The sequence below is a fragment of the Aeromonas sp. Y318-3 genome (genome assembly GCF_027706185.1).
GTDB lineage: Bacteria > Pseudomonadota > Gammaproteobacteria > Enterobacterales > Aeromonadaceae > Aeromonas > Aeromonas veronii.
The window spans coordinates 1-581 of record NZ_JAPDCN010000059.1 but is presented as its reverse complement, the minus strand read 5'-3'; the positions used below and the strand labels follow the sequence as shown (position 1 = coordinate 581).

General features: G+C 49.4%; 1 pseudogene. It reads right to left on the bottom strand.

The window, feature by feature from the left end:
- Positions 1-98: 98 nt before the first annotated feature.
- Positions 99-581: pseudogene (locus OKB77_RS24010) on the bottom strand (inovirus-type Gp2 protein); the annotation flags it as partial.

The window sequence follows — 581 nt, the reverse complement described above, 5'->3', positions numbered from 1 at the left end:
CCAGGGTCAATAACTTGGGAGGCCGTAATGGCGCTCCCAAGCAGCTTCACAGCGATATCTGTTTACTCTCCCTTGATGATATCTATCTGAGTTTCTTTTCAATCGAACCGACAAAGTACTAACCGAGGTCTGCCAAGGCGAGGTTGGCGCGATGGTGTCTCCATACGCCCGAAGGTCCGACGACCGGCTGGCAATACCGCCAATATCTGCGTATCCAGCTTGGTCAGATAACTCAGTGCATTAATCAGGTTTATACGCTTGGCTGTATCGCTGTAGTGGACCATCCCAATCCCATCAGTACCCCATTCCCGATAATCCTCCCGCCTGACCTGACAGTTGAAATAGCTCCCGTTATTGTCGGACATATCTTCCCACAGCTCACCCAGCGCTATACCCAGCGAGATATCTCGTTGGTGAATAGCCCCATTAAAAAAGCACGTAATGTGGGTATGGAAACGTCTATCAACACCGAACTCCAGTTTCCAGATATACCCTACCAATGCAGGATATTTGTTCTGTACTCGACGAAGGTAACAATTCCGATCTTCCGTCACGAGGTCTAACGTGAGCTGGTCGTAGTA